Source organism: Pricia antarctica (assembly GCF_900101815.1).
Lineage (GTDB): Bacteria > Bacteroidota > Bacteroidia > Flavobacteriales > Flavobacteriaceae > Pricia > Pricia antarctica.
Genome location: NZ_FNAO01000002.1, coordinates 379739 through 404092, shown reverse-complemented (window position 1 = coordinate 404092; position 24354 = coordinate 379739). Strand labels below are relative to the sequence as shown.

The following is a 24354-nucleotide window of genomic DNA, read 5'->3' as shown; positions in this document are numbered from 1 at the left end:
TTGTCGTTCCCGTATCAGGACTGCACTCAGCACAGGCTTCCGTGGGAATCCGTTTCTTTAGGTTCTATTTTATGGTCAATTGAAATTTTTCTTCAAAAACTTCAGCCCCTCGGATGCGAATTGATCTTGACTATCGGCCATGTGTTTCCAGATACAGACGGCCCCGGCGAGTTCCTTGATCTCGGGGGTAAAGCTTTCTATGGATATCGCTCCGTTATAATTGACATCCTCTAGCCCTTTTTTAAAATCGTTCCAGGGGGTGAGTCCCGTTCCGGGGATGCCGCGGTGGTTTTCGGATACCTGTACGTGGATGAGCTTGTCGCCAACTGAATTGATCGCCTTGCGGATGTTCTTCTCTTCGATGGTCATATGGAAGCCGTCCAACAATACGCCCGCACTTTTATGGTTGATATCGCCTATCAGGCGCATTACGTCCCCGGCCGTATTGACGAGATCCGATTCAAAGCGGTTCAGCGGCTCCAGGGCAATGGAAAGTCCGTACTTCTCCGCCGTTCCACAGACCTTTCGCAGGTTGGTCACGGCCCGCTCCCACTCCAATTTCCGTTGTTCTTCGGATACCATCCGTGCCTTGCCCACCATGGAGTACATGGGACCGGCCAGAAATGCGGCATCCCAGGTAGTGCAGAGCGCAAAGCATTGTTCCGCATACCGGAAGCAATTTTCATGCAGGGCAGGGTCATCCGAAGTCAGATCCTTGGTAGGACCAAACACGCCGCAGACCAAGCCTTTCAGGCCATTGTCGTCCAAAGCCTTTTTTACCGCAGGCCCGTCGATCAGCGAAGGATCTTCCACGGGAATCTCGACCGCGTCGAACCCCATTTTTTTGATCTTGGGGAAGAGCGAAATGGATTCCGTGGTAAAGGGCGATTGCCAGAGCCAGGTGCTTACGGCGAATGTTAGATTATTTGACATTTGTAAAAGTTTATTAGTTTATGGGTTTATTAGTTTATGAATTGGGCTAAAGCCCTGAAGCTGGCAGAAGCCATAAGAACCAGGGCCTAAAGGCCCGTTAAAATTGAAGCCTTGCCGTTTTTAATTGCCCTCGGATTATTCGGTGGTTCCCTGAAGACAATTCAAATGGGCTTTAGCCCATACCCAGCCTGTACAGAATCTCCTAGCTTATGGATAATGCCGATTATTGCTTAAGTGCCCAAGTCAGAATACCCATAAACTCATAAACCCATAAACTTTTTTCAACTCATAATTCTCAACTCATAACCCATAATTTAATTTGCCACCACCTTCATCACCCCCTGCATAATGCGCCAATGCCCGGGAAAGGTACAGATGAATGGATATTCCCCGGGTTCGGTGGGGGCAGTAAACCTTAGGGTCGCCTTTTGTTGGGGGTCGATCAAGGCCGTTGCGTGGAGCACCTCGCCCATTCTAGGTACATATTGCTGTTCCGCGCCGTTGGGATCGGCGGCGAGTTTGTCCGCAGCGGCGCCCACTTTATCCTTGGCGCCTTTTTGGACGATGACCAGGTTGTGCTGCATAAAATCTACATTCTCCAGAACAAGCTCAACGGACTGTCCGGCCTGGACCACGAATTCCGTTACGTCGTACTTCATTTCGTTCTTGACGGTCTTGATCAAGACGACCTTGGCTTTTTCCCCGGAATCGGTAACCGCGGTATCCGATGGGCCGACTTTATCCTTATAGGCCTTATAAAAAACCTCGGCTATCGATGAATTTTCGAACGGATTTGAGGTTTCCGTTGAGTCCAAGGCCCTATTCCCCGCTCCGACAAAACGTCCATCCTTTTTATACGCGGCCATAAACCCGTTCCGTTGTTTGCTGGCGGCCGCATAGACCGCTTTGGAGAGCCAAAGGTCGTTGACGATATCCTTTTCCGTACTTAGCTCGTACAGCCTTTTCCCGATTTCGTTCGAGGCTGGCCGTTCCGCGAAATACAACAGGGCGGCCAGTTGCACTTCGGGGTCTTTATCCTCCAATACCTGCGCCCTTTGCAGGGCATCGTCGGTGGTTCCGTTTTTAGGAAGGATCTGTACCGCGGCTTTCCGTACCGCACCCGAGGGATGGTAGATTGCGCCGCCGACCACGTTTTTCGCCTCCGGATCGGATTCCAAAGCGCCCAGCCCTTCGATGGTCCAAAGCGCATGCAGGGCGGCGGGGTTGAGCCCCATGCCATCGACCTTCGTATCGTTGGCCAATTTGTATAGATCGGGTAGCACATCGGTCTTGCCACGTTCCACCAGCAGGCGCTGTGCCGTCATACGCCAGAACATATTGTCATCGGAAAGCGCCTCCAGCAGTTCCTCGGGCTTGTCGTGATCCAGCATCTTCGCTTCGTGATCGCCCTGTGTTTTGGGAACGACCCGCCAGATACGCCCGTGTGATTTGTCCCGCAGGGGATTGATATAGGCGTTGCCGTTGCCGTTCTCGGCATCGAAGCCACCGCGATCCTTGTTCGGGGTCGGGTTGTGCTGCACGATAAAGTTGTACCAGTCGGCCACCCAGACGTTACCGTCGGGACCGACCTTGGCCTCCACCGGCGAGACCCATTCATCGGCCCCGGCGAAGAGGTTGCCCCCGTCCTTTTCCACATATCCGGCACCGTCCTTTTCGATCTTGGCGATGTGTACCAGGCCACCGGTAGGTTCGCAGACAAAGGCGTACCTGTTCCAATATTCCTTGGGATAGTTCCGGGCCGTATAAAAATGATGTCCCGCGGCAGCGGTAAACCCCCCGAAAACATCCACCTGGCGGTAGTTCGCGGTGATGGGGTTCATATTGTAATGGCCATCGATCTTTAGGCTTCCCTGGGCGGGAATGCCCTCTACGCCGATCAGGTCAACGTTCGGGATGCCGAGAAAAACGCTATGTGTATTATTGGCGGTGGATCCGAAAATGGCATTGGTCTCGGTAATGCCGAGCCCCCAGGTATTGTTGCTGGTATTGGTCAGGAACTCGAAGGTGCCGAAACCCGGGTCAAAGCGGTAAAGACCCTGCGAAAACTTCATGTCCTTTCCGAAGATACTCCCTTCGAAACCGGAATAGCCGACCGTTCCGTAAATCTGGTTGTCGATACCGCGCTGCAGGTTCGAGGGGCCGGCATGGGTGTCGAACGTGCCCCATCCGTCGATTATCGTTTCCCTGACATCGGCCCTGTCATCGCCATCGGTGTCCTTTAAGAACAGGAACAGCGGGGCCTGAGAAACCACTATCCCCCCGTCGTAAAACGTAAAACCGGTGGGAATGTTCAGGTTCTCGGCAAAGACGGTAACCTTGTCGGCCTTGCCGTCGCCATCGGTATCCTCCAGGATCTTTACTTTATCGTCTCCTATCCCATTTTCTTCACGCACGCTATTGGGGTAATCCACCGTTTCGATGACCCAGAGCCGGCCGCGTTCGTCCCAGTCCATGGAAATGGGGTTGATGATGTCGGGTTCGGAGGCGAAGAGCTCGAGGTCGAACCCGACCGGTACCTGTATCAGTTTTGCGGAAGCTTCCGGGGAAAGTGGCAATTGATATTTCGGGGCGGGATCACGTTTTTCGTAATTGGGGATGTTGTCCCTTTGCTCATAGGCCAGCTCTGGGATATCCTTGGAAAAAGCCTCCCAATTTTTCTTGGCATTGTCGTCAACCGCCCATAGGATGCCTTCCTTTATCAATTTTTGGAATTCCGGCCGGTTCCAGGTGCGCTCGTCGTGGCCATAGGCCGTATAGAAGACCTTTCCGTCGCCATAGTCCTTCACCCACGTCCAGGGTTCTTGGCGGTCGCCTTCCTTACGTTCCATCAAAATGGTAATATCATCGGCGATCTTGTCGTGCACATAGGTCTCGTCCCAAGTGGAGAATTCTTTCAGGTTTTTGGTAATAGGATGTTCCTTATCGACAATTTCTGCGGTAAAAGTACCCGTACCGTGGCTGCTGAACCGGCCGCCGACCATATCGATAAAATCCTCCGAATCCTTAAAACAGAAACTGGCACAGTGGATGGGGATAAAGGCATGGCCTTCCTTTACAAACGCTTCCAAGGCCTTTTCCGCTGCGGGATGCCGCTCCTCGTAATTGGCATAGAGGATTACGCCGTCGTATTTTTCGAGATTTTCGGTATTCAGGTCGCCGACATCCTCGGTGTAGGTCAGGTCGATACCGTCCTTTGCCAGAGCAGCGGCCAAAATAGGCTCGTACGCCCTTGAATTGTGGTGCTCGCTGGCATGGCCCAAGAAAAGCATCTCTATCTTTCGCGGCGCATCATCCGCGGCGGTTTCCTTTTTTTGGTCGGATCTGCATCCCCCGAAAAAAATCAGGAGCATTAGGAAGCAGATACCGTTTATTGGATACGTTTTCATGGCCATATAGTTAGCGTGGAAATCGAGACGCCGATTGCACACCTCAATATTAGAAAAATATATGCTGAAAAAGATACCTTCATCTATCTTATATTGACTGTATTATATCATTAAATAGAATTTTTAAGTAACTTAGGGATATATTTCGTTTAAACCCATCCGTCCCTTGAACACCGCTTTACAAAAATCCCCTATTCCCGATACCCATGCTTTTGTGATCAAGGCATTGAAACAGTCCGTTTTCGATCCCAACTGGCATTTTCATCCGGAATATCAGATTTTTATGGTGTTAAAAGGAAGCGGCACGCGATTTATCGGCGATCATGTACATCCCTTTAAAAAAGGGGAAATCACCTTTACCGGACCCGATCTGCCCCATCTTTGGCGGAGTGACATCCAAGGGGAGCCCCAAAAAAATAGTTTCCAAGCGGAGGGTATCGTGGTCTACTTTCAGGAGAATTTCATTGGCGAAAACCTTTTGCAAAAAGAGGAAGCCATTAAACTGAGGCACCTCTTCAAAAAAAGCCTCCGCGGTATGGACGTTACCGGAAAAACGGCCCAAATCGTTCAAAAAATGCTGGTAAAGTTATTGAAACTGAACGGTTTTGATCGGGTGCTGCACCTGATGAAGATATTGAACTGTATGGCACAAAGTGAGGAGACCGAACTGTTGGCAAGCGACGGGTATACCAATACCCAAAAGGAAGGCGACACTGAACGTATGAATCGCGTCTATGCCCATGTCATGCGGCGTTTTACCGAGAAAATACGTATTTCGGAAGTAGCGACCTTGGCCCACATGACCCCGACCTCGTTCAGCCGTTATTTTAAAATACATGCCAACAAGACCTTTTCCGAGTTTGTAAGCGAGATCCGTATCGGACACGCCTGTAAGCTCCTGATCGACAAAAAGACCAACGTTTCGCGGGCCTGTTACGAAAGCGGATTTCAGACACTTTCCAATTTTAACCGGCAGTTCAAAAAAATTACGGGCAGGACGCCTTTGGAGTATAAGCGGGCGTATCTTTTGAATCGGTAGGGAAATTCAGTAGAAAAGTGCTAAAAATCAACGTAACGCGTATCTCTAGATTGACTTGAAAAATGATTTTATTACTGATTATTGTATCGAAAAAGTATATTTCGTTACAACATGAAAATCACTCCGAGCTTTGGCTTAATCGATTGAAATCGGGATGGTTCGAGTTGTCGGGTCACTAATGAAACAGCAGTGAAAATTCGTTTTTTCTGATCGAATAATCCAGTTATTTGTTCTACTCACTAATAATGGGATAATCCGTTTTATCCAAAAATTGGATGATTTTTGAGTTTGCGGCCTTATCGGCTTGTGTGAGTGGGGAATTATCCCCTTTACGTTCCACTTGGATTTCATCAAAGTGATAGATTTTTAAAATTTCTTTTCCGCCCGCGATGGCCGCCTCAATAGCTGTTTGATATTTTTTTTCCATGTTCATTACTATCCAATTATTCCGTAAGGAGAGCCTAAAAATAGGAAACTTGAGTTAGATAATTTTTTCATGAAACATTTGCAACTTACCAAACGCAAGTTCATACGCTTAATTTCGGACCAATGTCCGGTTGCCCTTGACTACAGTGCGTAGGGCCAGTCTCCTGATGTAATCACCTGAACACCGCCATATATGCGGTGGTCATGTTCTCTGGACGAAATAGTATATCTATTTTCTTTCTTACGAATTACACCACATGCGATTTTACTTTGAGAAAGTACGAAAGGTATTTTGACTGGTGTCCACTGGAAGGAGATATTTGACCTTAATTTCGTTAATTTCAAAAACTCAAAGACTTCTGCAACGATATGCTGGCCTAAATTCGATATCATGCGCTTTTTGATCGTTCAAAGACTGGTAATTGATTTTAGGATGTTATTTTAATGGTCTAAATTGTGTAACCAAGGGATACCATTTTTAAGTATAAATCACACCAAACCAAACTATTGTGAAACATAAGAAAATTCTTATTACCGGCGTAGCCGGATTTTTAGGATCGAACTTGCTTAGTAAATTATTACAAGAAGGTCACCACGTCGTGGGTATAGACAACCTATCTATGGGTAGGTTGGAAAATATTCACGACGCTCTAAATCATACGCATTTTGTTTTCATCCACAGCGACATTCTAGACCAAGCCACAATGGATAATCTCGACCATGATTTTGATGTAATCGTACATTTGGCAGCATATAAGATCCCTAGATACGGCAATGCGGTAGATACCTTAAAAATCAATACTAAGGGCAGTGAAAATATGCTTGAATTTGCCCGTAAGACGAAATGTAAGTTCGTACTTGCCTCTACATCTGATGTTTATGGAATGAGTCCTGATTTACCTTTTGTAGAAGATGGTAATTGCGTGATGGGTGATTCAAAAGTTCCACGTTGGGCCTATGCAGTTTCCAAGCTCTTCGATGAGCACTTGGCGTTGGCTTATATGGAAGATTTTGATTTTCCTGTGGTTATTTTAAGGTTCTTCGGTTCGTATGGTCCTAATCAGCACCTTTCTTGGTGGGGAGGGCCACAATCTGTCTTTATTGATTGTATCCTCAATAACAAGGAAATTCCGATTCATGGTGATGGCTTGCAGACCAGAACCTTTACCTATGTAGACGATACCGTTGCAGGTATCTATGCAGCCGCTATGAAACCTGAAGCAAATGGCGAAATATTCAATATCGGTGCAAATAAAGAAATTACCATTCTTGAACTGGCCAATATCTTGAAGGGATTATCCAGTGAACCTGTAAATTCTGAGATAAAATTGATTCCTTATAACGAAATCTCCGTTGGCAGAAAGTATCAAGATGTTATGAAACGTGTACCCGACACCTCAAAAGCACAAAGAATATTGGGTGTAAAGGCAAAAATATCTTTGGAGGAAGGGTTGCGCAAAACATTCGAATGGCAGAAGAAAGTCTCTTTCGAAAAAGTCGATAAAACATGAATATAGGCATAGTCGGGGGCGGTTTTATGGGCCTCGTACTGGCGCAAAAAATTTCGAAAAGCAATGTCAGAATAAAAGTTTTTGAGCAAGAAAACCAACCGGGTGGTCTCGCTACTTACCAAGACTATGGCGATTTTACATGGGACCGGTTTTACCATGTGATTTTGCCGACCGACAATCATTTGATAGGTTTGATTCAAGAACTTGGCCTAGAAGACAGACTTAATTGGAGAAGGTCTTTAACGGGCTATTATGTACACAAAAAGTTCTATTCGATAAGTAGCTCAAAAGAATTTTTATTGTTTCCCGCTCTAGGAATAATCGATAAAATGATGTTGGGGTATACCCTATTCTATGGGTCTAGAATCAAAGACTGGAAAAAACTCGAAAAAATATCCGCTAAAGATTGGTTGATTCGTATCGGAGGTAAAAAAACCTATGAAAAGTTTTGGTCCCCCTTATTGCTGGCCAAACTGGGTGAAAATCACGAAAGAGTATCCGCTGTTTTCATTTGGACCTATATAAAAAGACTGTTCGACGCGCGTAGTTCAGCCGCCCAAAAAGAGCATATGGGCTATGTTTCGGGAGGCTATAAAACGATTTTCGACCAGTTGGTGAAACTGCTAAAGAAAAATGGATCAGATGTAGTCTTGAACTGCTCCATTAAGCATATTTCACCGAACCCTTCGGGAGGTATAACCATAGCATACGATGATAAAACAGAACATTTTGACAAGGTAATATTTACCGCTCCCTTAAATATACTGGAAAAGGTGGCTTCGCCTAACCTATTTGAAATTTCCAAAAATCAAGAAGCGGTAGAATATCTAGGGGTTATTTGTCTTGTATTGCTAACACAAAAGCCCCTGACCCCGTATTACGTTTTAAACATTGCAGACGAAGAAGTTCCTTTTACCGGTGTTATCGGTATGAGTTCGTTGGTAGATTTAGATCAGACAGCGGGTACCTACATCACCTATTTTCCAAAATATGTTACCTCCGACCATTCATTTTGGTCAAAATCGGACGACGAGCTGAGAACTATCTTTTTGGAGGGTGTGCAAAATCTTTATTCAGATTTCAATCTAGACGATATGAAATCCGCTAGAATACACAAAGCTTTTAAGGTACAGCCTTTACAGGTTTTGAACTATTCTAAAATAGTGCCTAAAACAAAAACAAAGCATCCCGATTTCCATGTATTGAACACATCCCAGTTCTTGAACGATACACTGAATAACAATTCAGTAGTGAGCCATGTTGAAAATTTTATGGTCGATTTCAAAAAAGAGCTACCTTGAAAAATAGGAGTTAATACCAAACTATATCATGAGCAAACCATTTTTAAGCCTTTCTCTTGACATGGACAACCAGTGGTCGTACATGAAAATACATGGCGAAGAAGGATGGAAAGAATACCCGTCTTATCTTGACATTTTCGTTCCTCACGTATTACAGGTATTGGATGAGCTAAAACTGAAAATTACATTTTTCATTGTAGGGCAAGATGCGGCATTCGAACGAAACCACAAATACCTAAAGAACATTGCCGATGCCGGGCACGATATTGCGAACCATTCGTTTAAGCATGAAACTTGGCTTCATCTCTATACTAAAGATGAAATGCGCCAAGAAATCGATAAAGCCCATGATATTATTAAAGAAGTTACCGGTAAAGAACCAATAGGCTTTCGGGGGCCTGGCTTTAGTTGGAGCGCTACCCTGTTGGAAGTGCTGGCAGAAAAGGGGTATGCCTATGACGCTTCGACCCTGCCTACGGTCATTGGACCCCTCGCCAGATTGTACTATTTCCATACTTCCAACCTGTCGAAAAAAGAAAGGGAAGATCGGAAAGAAATTTTCGGTAAGTTCTCGGACGGATTCAGAAAACTGAAACCTTATTTCTGGAAGTTAAAACACGACAAAAAATTACTGGAGCTACCAGTGACGACCATGCCATTCTTTAGAATACCCTTTCACCTGAGCTATCTTTTGTATATAAGTACTATTTCGACCCATCTCATGATGCTATACCTGAATTTTGCGATTTTGCTATGTAAACTGACGAGAACGCAACCCAGTTTTTTACTCCACCCATTAGACCTAATAGGGGGTGACCAGATTTCAAGTTTGGCCTTTTTTCCAGGCATGAATATAAGTAGTGACCGAAAAGTGTTTATTTTCAAAAAGGTGATGAACAGATTGGCAAAGCATTATACTTTGGTTGACATGAACACTCACGTAGCGGCTATATTGAATAAGAATTCATTAAAATCTGTAATAATAAACGGGAGTTTTTCCTAGCTAGCGCCAATTAGGCCATTCGGTTATAACCTTCTCTTTGCCCAATAAAGAACCCCATATTTACAAAACTTATGACTGTTGCACATAAAGAGTTTGGCCGTGAAATAGCCATGATAAAAAATAAATGAGAATTTCAATATAATCGGATAAACAGGAAATAAATCGAAATCATTAAACCCTAATTATAATGAGCTATTCAAATTTCAAAGACCCATTTGGTCTGTTTAAGCGCATGCTTCTTTCTAGAAATACTACGGCTTATTTTATATTGTTCAGGGAATTGTTGTCGAAAATTTTAGTCCCGGTTGATTTTCTACTTCAAGGCTTTGAAAAAAGAATACTGAAAAAATCAAGGATTGATTCAGACCAACCTGTTATTTTGATACTAGGGGGTTCGAGAAGCGGCACTACCCTTTTGTATCAAACCTTGGCCCAATACCTACCCGTCAGCTATATGAATAATTTTATTGCTTTATTTCATCGGTCGCCCCTAGCAGCGCTTAAGTTGTTCAACAGGTTTATACCAAATTCAAAAAGAAATTACGAAAGCTACTATGGAAGTGTCGCTGGTCTCGATGGCCCAAACGATGCTTTTTCAATATGGAATAGATGGTTGGGCGATGATAGAAATCATATTATAAAAGATATAAGTGAGCAAAAGAAATCTGAAATGAAGAGTTTCTTTAATACTTGGATGCAAGTGTCAAAAAGACCCTTTCTAAATAAGAACAACCGGAATTCACTTTGTGCTCCAATGTTAGATTCGGTCTTTGAGAATGTTGTTTTCATTGAAATTTATAGAGAACCCATATTCGTAGCACAATCCCTCATTTTATCTCGGCGGTCAGTTCAAGGCAGTGACAAAATAGGATGGGGCTTATTGAGCGAAGATTCGAAAGAAAGTAAAGATCCGCTTTCCTATATCGATGACATTTGTAACCAAGTATATCAAGTTAATTGCATTCTAGCCGAAGGCAGGAAAACAATCGATACTAAAAAATATATTCGGGTGTCCTATGAAGATTTTTGTGAAAATCCCGCGGATTTAATTCAAAAGGTTAGCCTTAAAGCCCTTGATCATAAAATTGATTTTACGAATCTCGCGCATCTACAATTTTCCATAGCGGCGAACAAACAACGATTAAGCGACGATGAGTTCAATCGAATTCGTTTGTGTTTCACAAAACTTTATACAGACCATAAAGTATAAGATAACAACATGAAAAATCGAAGCCTTATTTTATTGCCATTATTAGCTCTCTATTGGATGCTAATTGTTCTATACGATAGTTCCCTTAAGGGAGATGAATTTAGATATTTACGTTATGCGAATAATCTGATTCAAGGGTTTTATACAGATCCGAATAATCCGGACTTATCCAACGGACCTGGTTATCCTCTAATTCTGTTGCCGTTTGTAGCCTTAAAAATTCCTTTATTGGTTCCAAAGCTTTTGAATGGAATTTTTATATTTATAGGAGTTTTTTATTTTCACAAAACCCTTCAATTTTACACAAAACAAAAATATGCGCTGATTTTCGCCTGTATTATCGGACTCTATCCGCCTTTCCTAAGATGGATGATATACCTTTATTCAGAATCATTTTCTTTTATGCTAATGAGCGTTTTTATATTTCATTTTTGTTACTTATTCCAAAGGAATAAACAAAAATGGAAAAGCTGCATATTAGCCTCATTTTTTCTAGGTTTTCTAGTTCTTACTAAAGTAATTTTCTTTCATGTTGTTGTTCTTAGTGCTGTACTATTGTTTATTTTATTTCTGTCCAAAATCAGGAAAAGTGCCACTTGGGCATCACTAGTACTTATAGGAGCCTTCGTTTTCATACTGCCTTATATTGCCTATGCCTATTCCGTTACCGGAAAATTATTTTATCTGGGTACGCGGGGCGGTGAAATTCTATATCATCGATCAACTCCTTTTGAGAATGAATCGGGCAATTGGTTTTCTTCAAATAGTATCCTTGGTCAAGAAATCGAGAACGACCATAGCGAAGATGTTTATCAAAATTTATCGAATTTAAGAACAAATCATCGTGAATTTTACCTTCAATTAGAATCTCTTTCAAATATGGAAAGAGACAGTGCTTTTAAGGCCAAAGCATTTCAGAACATGAAGGAATATCCATTGAAGTATTGCAAGAACACCTTGGCAAATGTGGGGCGATTCATTTTTAATTATCCCATTTCCTATAGATCACAGAATCTGAATGCTTATGGCTACATTATTCCAAATATGTTTATTGTAGTCCTTTTCATTGTGATTCTGTACCCAGCTTTACTATCCATAAAAAAGATACCCTTTGAACTAAAGGCCATACTAGTATTTGCAATAATCTATGGCTTTGGAATGATTCTCTTAGGAGGAAAAGGAAGGTATTTCACAATGATGGTTCCGGCACTAGCACTATTTCTGGCTTATGGTTATACCAATATTTTGAAAATAACTTTAGTAAAGCGTTGATAAAAACAAGATAATCAAACCAAAGTATTGAAATGGCAAATATTAATAATAATGACGAAGACGAGAAACCACTAGTTAGTATCATCCTACCGGCTTATAACGAAGAGTCCATTATTAAGAAAAACGTTGGCAGGTTATACGATTATCTGGAAACACTAAATGGGTTATACATCTGGGAGATTTTGGTGATTAATGATGGGAGTACGGACCAAACCGGCGATATTGCCGAGTCTCTGGCCGAGACCAACAATAACTTACGCGTATACCACCATAAAACTAATCGAAATTTAGGTACAGCGTTGCGCACAGGGTTTCAAAATACACTGGGGGAATTTGTAATTGTACTCGACATTGATCTTAGCTATGCTCCTGAGCATATCGGTCGGCTTTTGTCAAAAATGGAGGAATGTGATGCCGATATGGTTATCGCTTCGCCTTATATGGAGGGAGGTAGAAATACTGCAGTTCCCCGACTACGGCTCTTATTGAGCAAGACCGTTAACTATATGATGAGAAGAGCTTCTGGGCTTAAGATCTATACATTTACAGGAATGGTTCGGGTTTTCAAAGGGGGGTTTATTCGATCTCTCAATACAAAATCAAGCACCTTTGACATCAACTCCGAGCTGATTTTTAAAGCTTATATCCTTAGGGCCAAGGTAATAGAGATACCCGCCCATCTTGACTGGTCGGAGCAAAGAAAACTAGGGAAAATTAGGACTTCGAGCTTACGCATCATTAAGGGTATTTTCAATGGTTTGGTCAACAGTTTTATTTTCCGACCCTATTTATTTTTTTGGATGCTTGGAATTGCGATTTTCCTAATCTCACTGTATATCATCATCTGGATTTTTGTTAATACCTATTTGCAATATCCCATGGCAGCGGAATTGACGGAAGGACTTGGAAACACGTTTTCACTCGCCGTCTCTATGGTATATAAAGAAAGACCATATTCTTTCGTTGTCGGCGGCGTCACCCTCATAATATCTATTCAAATTATGGGGTTGGGATTTATCTCCCTGCAAAAAAAGCGATATTTCGATGAACTATTTCATTTGAATTCCGCTATTCTAAAGGCGACTAAAAAATCATAATCAAAAATACACCGGTAGAAATCACTTTAAAATCAAAAAAAGATGTCAAAATATGAATTGACAAATCCGTTATTTCGTCAAATATTTTTATTTCTATCGGTTGGGGTGGTCTGCTACTTTATAAGCATCATTCTATTAATGTTCTTGGTAGAAGTGGCGAACATAGATGTAAACTTGGCGAACGCCATATCTTCAGTGATTGTCATTTTTATTTGCTATCTATTAAATGCGAAATTTGTGTTTAAAGGAGGTAGATACTCTCAAAAAAAAGAAATTTTAGCATTTTTCGTCGTTTCATTTTTCGGATTCCTTTTAAACGTCTTACTTATGTTTCTAATGACCGAATACTTGGCTATTTGGTATGTAATATCCAAAACAGTGGTCACCATTAGTATCGCCGTATTTAATTTTGTTTTCAGAAAAAGGTTTGTTTTTCTTCAATGATCTGCTCACGGATAGACTATGCAAATCAAGTTTTGGAAACCGATTTCCATAGTTCTTTAGCCCAATTCAGCTAATCTTCAAATTTAATCCGGCACAACCCTTGAGTAAGAGTTTGAACCATAATCGGGGTCTCCAGGTCTTTTCGTTATTATCTTTAAATTGCCCATGTATGTCGTAAGGCCCCTTATTCCCTGATTGACGGACTTCTGAACGTTGGACTGACTTGACCAAGGCCATTTGTAGATGCCCCATTTCGCGTTGCCGGCCCAAGGATGGGAGGCAAATACGGTCGATACCTGTTTGTCATATACCTTGGTGCCGTTTATCCAAACCTGCAAAAGCCCATTGGCCGCATTGTGCCAAATGGCATGAACGACTATGTCCAGTGTTTGCCCCGCTCTTGGAGTGATTCCCGTTGCATTGTAATTTTGGGATGTAGTGGAGTTGGTGACATAGATTTCGCCGGCGCCATGTCCGCCAAATTGGTTTTTATTTATTATTTCCAGACCAATCTGGGGAGATTCGCCAACGACCCCGTTATGCACCTGGAAGAACTTCCATTGGCTATTTTGGTCGATTACATAATCGTTGCCAAATGTATAGCTCCAGCCGAACCATTCCTCGGTTCCCAAGGTGTGTTTGACGTTCCAGGGGGCAGTCCTGATCTCGGCCCTCTTGTTCCCGGACCCATCCGGGGTCACATTAAATTTTATCCGCCCGTTTTCTTTCGGAATCGTGGAGTTCGACCCATCTTTGTCCACTTTTAGGTCTCCGTTGGCGAACGAACCGGAAAGCGGATTTTCCATACCATCGACACACCATAACTTTAATCCTGTTTCCCCCGCCCTTCCGCCGTCGGTGTTGCAGGGGGTATTGCCCCCGATCGCTTCGTTCACGGTGATTTTCAAGCCCTTCGAGACAGCTATTAGGCCCTCAGCATCCGTAACCGTTAGGGTAACATCATAGATACCTGGGTTGTCGAATGTATGGGTCGTGTTCGCCGAGGAGGAGGAACCGCCCTGGAAATCCCAGGAATGGCCTACGACCCCCTTATCGTCCGACGAATTGCTCCCGGTGAAATCCACCTGTAAGGGTGCTTTCCCGGTAAGGGTACTTGCCGTTGCTACGGCATTAGGAGCCTTGTTCGTTCCCGTGTTTGATGAGCCTGAACCTGTAGTCACACTGTAGGTTACTACCAGTTGGCTTCCACTTAGTTTTGCATTTTCTTTGGAGGCGAACGCCAAATCGTTCCCATTGCTATGTCTTAAAATGAGCGTGTTCAATTCAGGAAGCAATTTGTCCGCATTCAAATCAATCCTAACTTTTTTGTAGAGTGGAAATACTTGTTGTACCGAACCTAATTGATTTTCGATATTGGGTGCTGAATTGTTTGACAAGCTATTTTCTTTCCAATTATTCGAATCCCCTTCGAATACTTCAATCCTTCCATATCCAGGGTCACTATCGATAATAAATTCTAAGCGAGCGGAGGTAATCTTGCCACTTAGGTTGTCAATTTTGCTCAAATCAAACATTAGATAGCCTTTTCTACTGTTTTCCTCTAACCGAACGATTGACTTGTTATGTCCTCTGCCACTTTGAAGATATGCATCTTGGGTAACCGGAAAAACAGTAGTTTTGAGTTCGAGGTTTGATTTAGCCGTAGCATAAGTTGCCTGTTCGTTTAGAACCGCGTCACTGGCCATATCCATGTCGTTATTACAAGAAATATTTAACAGAAGTGAGATGGCGATAAAGCATAGGAAATACAGCAACGAGTTGGGGGAACGTAAATTCATAATATTTTAATTAGATGTTGTTTGTCCACATAGATGTGTCCAAGTAGTTAAAAAATAATTTTGGCGAATGTAAGTCCAAGTTCAATGGTAGACGACGAAATGCAATAAAGATCGATGAAATACCTTTTTTTTTAACGATTCAGGCTTTTAGGAATGTTTTTACATTAGCTACACTTCTGTTTTATTTCAAATTTACTAACATGTAGTATGATGATTTGCCTCTATTTCCCATATTTTAAAGTAGTCAAAGTTTAATCATTGATGGTGTAAATCTCCGCTACTTAGAATGAGGTGGCTCATTCAATATTGCGCCAGTTTCTTTTGAAGGATAAATTGTTCATTTCTGATAATCCTCTGGAGACATTTTTTATAATTTGCAAGTGAAGTAAAGAAGGGATTTTGAATATCCACAAAGCTTCCAGACGGAGGTTTGTGATTGGGTACAACAAATTTCCGTAATCGGATCGTGGATTAGTCATCTCCCAAGAATTGTCCCTTCCCTAACCCTCGTTTTCAGGGAGGGAAACGACTTATATATTAACGGTATTACTATTTAATTGGGACTTCATTTTCCCTCCCTCGGGAGGAGGTTAGGGGAAATACGGGACAGGTTTTTTCTAAAAAACGGAAATTTGCCTTACACCCCCTGTGAGGTTGGTTTCTCAAAAAAAGTACTTTTTATGGGCTTTTCACCGTTTCTATCTGTGCACCTCATTGCGAAAACGAATTTTTTGGACGAAGGAAAATTATTTACTCTTTGACCTAAATTAAATGAAATAATTTCCAAAAGTAGAGTTATTGAAAAAATGTAAGCTCATCCAAATATTAGATAAAAAACAGGGAATTAATTGTTGCGATTACAATGTTCTATTACATTTTTATATCAATGTCTGTGTCTTTTTTTACAGACTTGTAGAGATTGAAATTTCATTACCATATTGCTATTCTTGAATCTATTTTTTTTCACAATCGCATTTGTGGATCTAAAGAATAAAAATAGATATCAAAATTTAAATTAACAAACCCGCTATTTCGTCAGCTATTTTTATTTCTATCGGTTGGAGTCCTCTGCTACTTTATAAGCCTTATTCTACTAATGTTTTGTGTGGAGATAGCGAGCATAGAAGTAAATTTGGCAAACCTAATATCTTCGGTGATTTACATTTTCATTTGCTATCTTCTAAATGCGAAATTTGTCTTTAAAGAAGGTAGATAGTCTAGAAAATAGGAAATGTTAGCGAAACGACCCTTGAGTTCTTTATCTTTAATCTGATTCAGCTAATTATCTACTTCAATCCGGCGCGACCTCCGAATAGGAGTCCTTCCCGTAATCGGGTTCTCCAGGTTGTCTCGTTATAATACGTAACGTCCCCATGTATGTCTCCAAAGGTTTGAGTCCTTGCTCCAAGGATTCCCGAACGCTCGATTCGTTCCTCCAAGGCCATTTATAGATTCCCCATTTTGCGTTTCCAGCCCAAGGATGGGAGGCATAGACCGTTGCCTCCTGTTTGTCATGTACTTTCTGCCCGTTTATCCAAACCTGAAACTTGCCATTGGACCCATCGCCCCAAATAGTATGTACAACTACATCTAATGCATTCCCCGCTCTCGGGGTAATACCTGTTGGGTTATATTTCGATCCTCCCGTAGCATTGTTTACCACAAAAATCTCACCGGCGCTATGCCCGTTGAACTGACCGTCCTTGACCACCATTAATTCGACATGAGGAGATTGACCAACTACCCCATTATGAACCTGAAAAAAAAGCCATTGGTTGTTCCGGTCAATACTATAATCGTTTCCAAAAGTATAGGTCCAACCGAACCATTCTTCGGTTCCTTTTGTGTGGCGAACGTTCCATGGTGCGGTACGTATTTCGGCACGCATGTTAAAATCTTCCGAACACCAACTGCCAACCTTAGGTCCTATAGGGTTCACGCGGAATTTTAATCGGTTTCCTTCTATACTTACCTGTTTTTCATAGCATTCCGAATCGACCTTTAGTTCTCCATTACTAAAACCTACGCCCTTTGTGTTAGAGTAGTCAGGTATGGTAACTGAATTCCAGCACCAGACTTTTTGACCGGTATCGCCAGCCATACCACCACCTGTGCCGCAAGCTATATTGCCTATATTTACTTGATTGACGCTTATTGTAAGTGAGACCCTATCTTTTAGCCCCTCTTCATCTATAATTGTGAGCCATATGTTATAAACACCAGGGTCGTTAAAAGTATGTGAAGGGTTGGCTTGGTTCGATGAAGAGCCATCTTGGAAATCCCAAAAATAGTCTACATTTCCCGTGTCATCCGATGAATTGCCACCTGTAAAGTCCACCTTTAAAGGTGCATCCCCTATAAGTGTAGTAGCCGAAGCTACCGCAACGGGAAACTCATTTTCGGGTTCTAGTACAGTGACTGTTACAGAATCGGTTACGACCTGACCTTCTTCATCGGTAGCTGTTAATTCAACTTTATGTTCTCCGACTTCTTTAAAAGTATGTACGGCTTTGGCCGACGATACCTTAGTGCCATCTTTGAATTTCCATTCATATTTTGTAAATGTTTTACTTACTACCAAGTTACCAACAGTAAGAGTTACCTCAAGGGGAGAAAACCCGCTTGAAGGTGAAACGACCGCGATGGGATCAGTACTTGGTTTGTGGGAGACCGTGGTGGTATCTGTTTGATTTGAAGGTGGCGAATCGGAAGATGAAGTTCCAGAAGATTCTTTATTGATTATATTTAGTTTTTCTGTGCTATTCTGATTTAACGAGTCAAGGTGGAGGTCTTCATCTGCAGTGCAAGAATAAAATACAGCTAAAGCTACAAATAAAAGCATAAGAATTTTATTATAAGACACATGTAAGTCGTTCAAAGAATAAAGTTTAGGACGAATTAATTTTTAATTCTAACGCCTATAACGACTAAATGTTGTTATTTTTCGATGAAATGGATACATAATTAAAACCAGCAGCATAACCCTTAAACTGACCATCATTTATTATGGTTAGTTCCGTTTGAGGTGCTTCGCTTTCAATTCCGGGATGCACTTGAAAGAAAAGCCACTAGTTGTTTCGGTCAATTATATAGGCCTCGCTGAACGTATTGCTCCTGCCAAACCACTCTTCCTCACCTTTGGCGTGACGAACGACCGAGGGTGCGGTTCGTAAGTCAGACCGAATGTCAAATTCCCCTGAGTACCAGGTTCCTTGCTTCTGGAGTTGTCGTGTTTGAATTGAGATTTAGGGCTCTCCACTATTGGATACTTGTTTCTCATAACATTCCGAATCGATATATAATTCGACCCCGTTAAATTCGACACTCCTTCATCGTCTAAATAGGCATTCAAGCAAGTTAATATCGGAGCACCATACCATTAAGCCGGGTGCATGGGTCGTTTCACCATCGGTATTACAATCTGAAATTGCATAAATCTGGTCCGGTATAGTATCTATAGATTCATCAATAAGAATCTCGGCCGTCGATTTTCCTCTACAAGACAATACGCACAGCGCTAGAATTTCTGGGACGGAGGTCGTTTTGATTGTTAATGCCGATATGTTTATATCATCTATCAAATATAGACAATGAGGTTCGATTTTATGCAGAAGCGGTTGGAATTCTGTTTAACTAACGAAGACCAGTATATTGCTGGTAGGTGGTAAATAACTTTAGGATTATATTATGGAGAATTTCATATTTTAAGCTGATTCATAAAGAGCAATGTATTCATGAGTTATTTTATCCCAAGTATATTTTGTGGCCACTTTGGTTCTTGCCCGTTCGCCGAATATTTTGAACGCTAATTTATTGTTCTCAATCCACAACAGTTTCTCGGCGAGGTCATCAACATTCCTATTTTTAAAAAAGAGTAGATCACTTTTTGTAAAAATCTTGGTGTTTGCTGGTATATCACTGGCTAAAATGGGTGTTCCGGTACTGGCTACTTCCAACAACATCATAGACATACCTTCTATTTCGGAAGGAAAAACAAAGTATTCGCTTTTATTTACCAATTCGAGCAAAGTAGGCAAAGAATTTACATAACCTAAAAAATGAATGTTCAATCCTTTGCTAAGGGATTTTACCTCTTTGATGTAAGATGGACTAAAATCCAAATCGCCCGCAACGAAAATGTGGCCTTTGTAATCTATTTTTTTATAAGCCTTCAGCATCGTATGAAGACCCTTGATACGCATTATTCTTCGACCTGCAAAGAGTACAAAAGGACTATCACTAGGAACATTTTCTGGCCAAAAACGCACTATTTCAGTTTTGGTCTTATGTTCTATAAGCGTTATTCCATTTGGAATGTACTTTACGTCAACATTATATTTGTCTTTATAGAAGTCACATAATGGCTCCGAGATAGCTGTTTTTATTCCTTTGAATTTCAAAAAACGCATTTCGTTCGCCTTAAAGAATGATTTGGCTACACCACCCCAAACACCATCTTTATAAGGCACACCATGCGCGGTAGCAATGACTTTCGCTTTTTTGGACAATCCCTCTAGGAAAAAAAAACTATCAATTTTATGGGCATGAATAATATCATAATTGCCTCTTAACCGTATGTGACAATAGCATATAAAAAAGTAGAGGAACACGCCAAAACTACCCAAACTTAATTTAGGAAATTCAATAGTTTTAACACCTTTGATATGGTTCTTAGCCAGCTCGTTTTTATAACAATATAAAGTAATGTTATAATTATTCTTCAAATGACGAATTAGGTTTTCGGCCACACGGCTTGTACCACCGACCGGAGGGAAATATTTTATTCCAAAAAAAGCTATATTTTTCTTTTTTTCCATTGCTAAAATTAGCCCAGCCTACTTTCTTAGCTATATTATCGGAGAGGTAGTAATAGATGACTAATATACGGTTGCTTGCGGTTTTTTGAGGCGTTTATTCCGTCAAAACAGGATTTATTCGATTACGGTAAGTTATAATCTGATTGCGAACGACTTATATTTAGCCTTTTAGGCTTTGATATAAATCATAATATGCACTTGTCATTTTTTCTATGCTGAACATTGCCTTTATACGTTGTTTTCCTACAATTCCCATTTGAATTGCCTCATCGGTATTATTCAATAAATAAATCAACCGATTCGCCAAAACTTCAGGCGATTCCTCCGGAATTAAAAACCCTGTTTTACCGTGGTCAACTATTTCGTTGGTTCCGCCACCAGTAGTCGCAATTACAGGTTTACCCAAGGCCATATATTCAAGGATGGCGTTAGATATACCTTCGCCATGAATTTTAGTATTTGTAGCTAAGACGCCTATATCAAAAGTATTAACAATAGATTCCACATCTTTCTGCTCCCCTGTAAATACAAAATTGTCAACAAAATTAGATGGAACCATCTCCTTACATTTGGCTAAGTTTTCTCCATGACCTATAGCAACTAAGGTGATATTTTTTTCTTGATTCAGCACTATCAAACCTGCCTTTATAAAGGTTTCATAATCTTTACTATCAGTAAAACGAGCAACCATTCCTACTATTTTTTTAGTTTGAATATTGAACTTTTTCTTAATCAGAGACTTGTCTTCCAACGCCGCTATTCGTTCGTTATTGAATCCATTATAAATACATATCCCCTTTTTTTCAGAAACATTGTAGGCTTTGAGCCCTGCCATCGAATTTCCCACGACCACCTTTGAAAACGGAAAGGTGAGTCTTGCTCGTAGTAAATTTTCATCAAAAAACTTCATGTTATCCAATGCATTTACAACAAATCCATTAATAAGTTTAACACCAAGAAATACCGAAGTAGGGACAGCGATAATTGCTGACATGGTTCCCCAGCTATGGATTAAGTCGGGCTGCCACTGCTTGCACAATTTGTAAAGTTTATAGAATATCATCGGATTCTGCTTAGGAACTCTTTTTAAAATCGTGACGGTAACATCCAAATCGAAAATCTCTTTATAATGAATTTTATCGGAAAATACGACCACGCGCAATTGTATGTGAGGATATTCTCGAAAGCCTTTTACTAACTCTACCATTCTTCTCTCCATTCCTCCAGAAACAAGGCTATCAATAAGCAATAGTATTTTCATCGACTGATATTTAGTTTAAATCGAATGGCTGCCTAAGCATCTGTCTTGTTACTATATTGTGTTTGAGTTTGGAGTTCACCATCCTTTATTTGAATTTCAGTTATCTTATCTAAAAGACCCAAATATTTTTTTTGGAAAGCCTCGTACCCAAAATTTTGCATCAGATGATTATAACCTTCCAAGCCCATTTGCTCTCGCATTGATAGCGATTTAACTAGATTACCTAAATGAGCGGCCAAGGTCTTATAATCCTCAATTTTTGCAATAAACCCGTTTTTCTCGTTGATGACCAATCTTGAATTATCCCCGGCATCGGTAGCGACCACAGGCAAAGCACAATTCATGGCTTCCATTATCGAATTGGAAATCCCTTCAAAGCTAGAAGTACATAGATATATATCAGATGATTCTAAAAGCTCATAAACATTTGGAGGATTCTTAATAATTTGAGCCTCATTTTGCAACTTAAACTTTTCAATATCTGCTAGAATTTCATCTTCCTCTGGACCTGAACCCACAATTCGATAGTGCAAACGAAAATTTTTATCTAAAGAATTCTTCAATTCGAAAATGGTCTTAAGCGCAGTATCATATCTCTTTTGTTTTACTAATCTACCCACACTTATGATGGTAATTATTTTCGAATCTGTTTTATCTCTTTGGAGAATAGGTCTGATTTCTATTCCGTTTGCAATGACAAATACTTTGTTTCTAAATCCAAATTTAATTGAAGAAGCATAGGCCGCAAAATTGTTGGCTATCGTATAGTTAAGGAGATAGTTATTGGCAAATCTCAGTGCCGCAAATTTCGGCCGAGTAATATGACTATTTCTTATTCCTCCGAAAACATAGGGCACGCCGGTAATTTTGCCACAAATGGCTGCCCAAAGAGTATCTGCTGGCAGAAAAGAAAAAATGACATCAATTTTATTCTTTTTGATGAAACTTATAAATTCAAAGTATTTTTTGACCGGATTCTTGGAAAGGAATACATGATTTATATTTTCTTCTTCGATAATCTTATGATGAGGTGCATAAATTGGCTCTGGGTTGAGTATAATCAAAGCTACGGCATAATGCGACTGCAAAGCTTTCGCCAGTAACAAACTTTGCTTTTCAGCACCACCATCTACAAGAGAGTTTATGGTTATACAAATATTCATTTATCGCTTATTGATGTTATTAACCCTCATATTGATGAATTTTGACAGCCATTTGTTTGAGAATTTCTTTGGTACGCTCTTGGCCATGTCAAGGTTGAAAACCCTTGCTATTCTGCATATTATCTTTTTAATTAATCAATTCAACTGATCATCAGAACCTCTTCCAAAAACGTTTTTAGCCTACCCCCTTGGGTTCTATAATCAAATTCATTAAGGCCTAGTTTCTTTCCGTTTGATCCAATTACTTTTGCCTCTTCTGGATGTTGCAATATATACTGCATTTTTTCTGCAAAGGCATCGGTTTTATATGTATTGGCTATCAAAGCTGTTTCACCATCTTCAAAATAATTTTTTATTTCACCCACATTGGTCGTAATCATGGGGTTACCTGACGCAAGATATTCCCCGATTTTATGAGGAAACCTTGAAGCATCCTGTAATGTTGGTCTAAGTGGAATAAGCAAAGCTATTGCATTGATATACAATTCAACCAGTTCCTCGTAGGGTATATTTGAGAACAAACGAACGGATTGGTTTTCAAAACCTTCGTTCATCTGTTTCTGCAAAAATTGACTTTCGTCTTTACTGCCTCCACTGATAATCATATACAGTTTGGTTTTCTCTTTTTGATTAATACTGTTATAGGCTTGAAGCACAAAATCGATTACATCTTTATAAGCAATACTCCCACAGTACAAAAAGTAAGATTCTTGCCTGTTAGATTGTATATTGAATTTTTCAAAGTCGCATAAAATTGGAAGTTTCAAACTTGGTTTTGTGGGTACGACCCTGTTATAGTGATCTAACAGTTGATTACTTATCGGTAATGCCGCATCAAAAAATTTAATAATCCATCTATCAAACAAACTGTCGTTTATCCTTTTGGAAAAAGACGATCTGTGCTGCATTGAAGAGGCCATTTCCACAAAATTCAATACAACCGGAAAATTTAGCCATCGGGCATAAAAACAATACCGTAACATATGGATGGCGCTCATATTAGAAACTATGGCAACATCTATTTCCCCTTGTTTTTTTAAGTATTTCAAATACCCATATTCATCAAATAAACCTTTTAATTTCTGAATATTTCTATCGAGGAATCCCTTAGGTTTGAAAACATTTTTTGAGGTGTACAAATAATCAATACCTTCATATTTTCCTTTGGTACAAAGGCTCACTACGTGATCCTGTTCCCCGACACCCTTTCTACATATTACTGTTGTCTTGCATCCTTCAACAAGGAGCGCTTTTGCCATTAAGGTCATTCTCTGAATAGCTGCCAACCCTTTAGGAAAACCGTTTTCTCCTAAAAATACTACATTTGTGATGTTATGTTGGTTTTCTCTTGACAAACTTATTTTCGGGTGTTTTTTTTGATATTCAATGCCGCGATATTCTTAGAATATTATTTGGTAGCGCAGATAATCACTATTAAATTCTGCATCTCAATTGTACTATCTCTAAATCTTTTATTTAATGAATGATTTACCTTTTGCAAATAATTTTGATTCGATTATAGTTTAGGGCAAAATAACAATGTTTGTCCACCTGTAGCCATTCCCTTTTGGGAAGGCTACGCACCCATTCGCTTTTAAAGTGCCTCCATATTCATAGGAGCTCAGAATAATTCTGTTTTAGATTTGGTTTTGTTTTTCTTTGAATTAGACT

Annotated in this window: 18 protein-coding genes; 9 read left to right on the top strand and 9 right to left on the bottom strand. The window is 40.8% G+C overall.

Annotated elements, in window-relative coordinates; translation table 11 throughout:
- Positions 1-75 precede the first annotated feature (75 nt).
- Complete coding sequence (locus BLT07_RS04615; RefSeq protein ID WP_091866240.1) at positions 76-933, bottom strand: sugar phosphate isomerase/epimerase family protein; 858 nt, start codon at positions 931-933, stop codon at positions 76-78.
- A 314-nt stretch (positions 934-1247) separates the two neighbouring features.
- On the bottom strand, positions 1248-4340 hold the full coding sequence (locus tag BLT07_RS04610) for a PVC-type heme-binding CxxCH protein (RefSeq protein ID WP_175455256.1): 3093 nt from the start codon (positions 4338-4340) through the stop codon (positions 1248-1250).
- A gap of 166 nt (positions 4341-4506) precedes the next feature.
- On the opposite strand from BLT07_RS04610, the gene BLT07_RS04605 reads away from it, so the two are divergent.
- The gene (locus BLT07_RS04605) at positions 4507-5379 is read left to right on the top strand and encodes an AraC family transcriptional regulator (RefSeq protein WP_091866237.1); all 873 of its coding nucleotides are present in this window, start codon (positions 4507-4509) and stop codon (positions 5377-5379) included.
- 232 nt (positions 5380-5611) lie between these two features.
- Here BLT07_RS04605 and BLT07_RS04600 read toward each other — a convergent pair whose 3' ends face one another.
- The gene (locus tag BLT07_RS04600) at positions 5612-5812 is read right to left on the bottom strand and encodes an FIG domain-containing protein (protein ID WP_091866235.1); all 201 of its coding nucleotides are present in this window, start codon (positions 5810-5812) and stop codon (positions 5612-5614) included.
- 502 nt (positions 5813-6314) lie between these two features.
- On the opposite strand from BLT07_RS04600, the gene BLT07_RS04590 reads away from it, so the two are divergent.
- From BLT07_RS04590 to BLT07_RS21680, 7 genes are all read left to right on the top strand, one after another.
- On the top strand, positions 6315-7316 hold the full coding sequence (locus BLT07_RS04590; RefSeq protein WP_217633288.1) for an NAD-dependent epimerase/dehydratase family protein: 1002 nt from the start codon (positions 6315-6317) through the stop codon (positions 7314-7316).
- On the top strand, positions 7313-8617 hold the full coding sequence (locus tag BLT07_RS04585) for an NAD(P)/FAD-dependent oxidoreductase (protein WP_091866229.1): 1305 nt from the start codon (positions 7313-7315) through the stop codon (positions 8615-8617). Before BLT07_RS04590 ends, BLT07_RS04585 begins: the two co-directional genes overlap by 4 nt.
- Before the next feature lie 28 nt (positions 8618-8645).
- A complete protein-coding gene (locus BLT07_RS04580; protein WP_091866228.1) occupies positions 8646-9620 on the top strand; it encodes a polysaccharide deacetylase family protein in 975 nt (324 codons plus the stop codon).
- Positions 9621-9807: 187 nt separating this feature from the next.
- A complete protein-coding gene (locus tag BLT07_RS04575; RefSeq protein WP_091866226.1) occupies positions 9808-10830 on the top strand; it encodes a sulfotransferase in 1023 nt (340 codons plus the stop codon).
- A gap of 9 nt (positions 10831-10839) precedes the next feature.
- Positions 10840-12102: an ArnT family glycosyltransferase gene (locus tag BLT07_RS04570; RefSeq protein WP_091866224.1), complete on the top strand. Its 1263-nt coding sequence runs from the start codon at positions 10840-10842 to the stop codon at positions 12100-12102.
- Between the two features lie 32 nt (positions 12103-12134).
- Positions 12135-13199, top strand: a complete 1065-nt coding sequence (locus BLT07_RS04565; protein ID WP_091866222.1) for a glycosyltransferase family 2 protein — start codon at positions 12135-12137, stop codon at positions 13197-13199.
- Between the two features lie 42 nt (positions 13200-13241).
- Complete coding sequence (locus BLT07_RS21680; protein WP_091866220.1) at positions 13242-13643, top strand: GtrA family protein; 402 nt, start codon at positions 13242-13244, stop codon at positions 13641-13643.
- 83 nt (positions 13644-13726) lie between these two features.
- Here BLT07_RS21680 and BLT07_RS04555 read toward each other — a convergent pair whose 3' ends face one another.
- Positions 13727-15442: a PKD domain-containing protein gene (locus BLT07_RS04555; RefSeq protein WP_091866218.1), complete on the bottom strand. Its 1716-nt coding sequence runs from the start codon at positions 15440-15442 to the stop codon at positions 13727-13729.
- Between the two features lie 1000 nt (positions 15443-16442).
- Between BLT07_RS04555 and BLT07_RS21675 the strand changes: the two genes are divergently transcribed.
- A complete protein-coding gene (locus BLT07_RS21675; protein WP_091866216.1) occupies positions 16443-16658 on the top strand; it encodes a GtrA family protein in 216 nt (71 codons plus the stop codon).
- A gap of 75 nt (positions 16659-16733) precedes the next feature.
- On the opposite strand, the gene BLT07_RS04545 is transcribed toward BLT07_RS21675, so the two are convergent.
- The 5 genes from BLT07_RS04545 to BLT07_RS04525 all read right to left on the bottom strand — a co-directional run bounded on the left by BLT07_RS04545 (position 16734) and on the right by BLT07_RS04525 (position 24038).
- Positions 16734-18284: a PKD domain-containing protein gene (locus tag BLT07_RS04545; RefSeq protein ID WP_091866214.1), complete on the bottom strand. Its 1551-nt coding sequence runs from the start codon at positions 18282-18284 to the stop codon at positions 16734-16736.
- Between the two features lie 862 nt (positions 18285-19146).
- Positions 19147-20259, bottom strand: a complete 1113-nt coding sequence (locus BLT07_RS04540; protein ID WP_091866212.1) for a glycosyltransferase family 4 protein — start codon at positions 20257-20259, stop codon at positions 19147-19149.
- A gap of 160 nt (positions 20260-20419) precedes the next feature.
- Complete coding sequence (locus tag BLT07_RS04535) at positions 20420-21520, bottom strand: glycosyltransferase (protein ID WP_091866210.1); 1101 nt, start codon at positions 21518-21520, stop codon at positions 20420-20422.
- Positions 21521-21552: 32 nt separating this feature from the next.
- Entirely contained in the window at positions 21553-22683 is a 1131-nt protein-coding gene (locus BLT07_RS04530) for a glycosyltransferase family 4 protein (RefSeq protein WP_091866208.1), read from the bottom strand.
- A 140-nt stretch (positions 22684-22823) separates the two neighbouring features.
- Positions 22824-24038 carry a glycosyltransferase gene (locus tag BLT07_RS04525; protein ID WP_139205102.1) on the bottom strand — a complete coding sequence of 405 codons (1215 nt, stop codon included), beginning with the start codon at positions 24036-24038 and terminating at the stop codon, positions 22824-22826.
- Between the last annotated feature and the right edge of the window lie 316 nt (positions 24039-24354).